General features: G+C 60.5%; 1 pseudogene. It reads left to right on the top strand.

Annotation, left to right across the window (positions count from 1 at the left end):
• Positions 1–231 (top strand): annotated as a pseudogene (locus KZZ04_RS19695) (hypothetical protein); the annotation flags it as partial.
• Positions 232–261: the final 30 nt, after the last annotated feature.

Consider the following 261-nt stretch of genomic DNA (forward strand, 5'->3'; position numbering starts at 1 on the left):
TACACGCGTAACGGTACTTTTCTTGATGCAGGCAACGTCAGTGGGGGCAATGATCGCTATAGAATCAGCGCTGCATTAAACCCTCAGGCATTCAGCCTGGTAGCCACGCCTGTCGCCGGCTCAGTGATGGCGGGAGACCCTTGCGGTGCATTCAGCCTGAGCAGCTCCGGTGTGCGCAGCAATCCGGGGGCGGCACCTGAAATGTCGCGCAAGGCGTGCTGGGGGCAATGATGAGAGTGCTGGATGATTGGGCGCCGGGCG

Origin of the sequence: Pseudoalteromonas sp. CR1 (assembly GCF_019392235.1) — a bacterium.
In the GTDB taxonomy this organism is placed as follows: Bacteria; Pseudomonadota; Gammaproteobacteria; order Enterobacterales; family Alteromonadaceae; genus Pseudoalteromonas.